Source organism: Ornithinibacillus liuyingii, assembly GCF_055550225.1.
On sequence record NZ_JBPWOS010000027.1, the window covers coordinates 1 to 540 of the forward strand.

The 540-nt window shown below is 46.9% G+C and carries 3 tRNA genes and 1 rRNA gene; all 4 read left to right on the forward strand.

Features of this window, described 5'->3' with window-relative positions:
* Positions 1-168: 168 nt before the first annotated feature.
* The 4 genes from rrf to ACSKT4_RS19125 all read left to right on the forward strand — a co-directional run bounded on the left by rrf (position 169) and on the right by ACSKT4_RS19125 (position 524).
* A 5S ribosomal RNA gene (gene rrf, locus ACSKT4_RS19110) occupies positions 169-284 on the forward strand.
* Positions 285-360: transfer RNA gene (locus ACSKT4_RS19115), tRNA-Val, on the forward strand.
* Position 361: 1 nt separating this feature from the next.
* Positions 362-437 (forward strand) — tRNA-Thr (locus ACSKT4_RS19120).
* 11 nt (positions 438-448) lie between these two features.
* Positions 449-524 (forward strand) — tRNA-Lys (locus tag ACSKT4_RS19125).
* The last annotated feature ends 16 nt before the right edge of the window (positions 525-540 follow it).

The following is a 540-nucleotide window of genomic DNA, read 5'->3' on the forward strand; positions in this document are numbered from 1 at the left end:
GGTGACACGTGGAGCTGACGGATACTAATAGATCGAGGACTTAACTAACTTATTTGATATCGTTTGTTTACTCTTATTTAGTTTTCAGGGTATAATTATTTAAAAAAAACCCTTGCATTTCTCTTTGGAAATGCATATAATATATCTTGTCTTGATTTTAAGACAATGTCTGGTAGCGATAGCGAGAAGGTCACACCTGTTCCCATACCGAACACAGAAGTTAAGCTTCTCAGCGCCGATGGTAGTTGGGGCATTGCCCCTGCGAGAGTAGGACGCCGCCAGGCGGAGGATTAGCTCAGCTGGGAGAGCACCTGCCTTACAAGCAGGGGGTCACAGGTTCGAGCCCTGTATCCTCCACCATGCCGGCCTAGCTCAATTGGTAGAGCAACTGACTTGTAATCAGTAGGTTGGGGGTTCAAGTCCTCTGGCCGGCACCACTTTTCACTACGAGCCATTAGCTCAGTCGGTAGAGCATCTGACTTTTAATCAGAGGGTCGAAGGTTCGAATCCTTCATGGCTCACCATTTAAATATGCGGGTG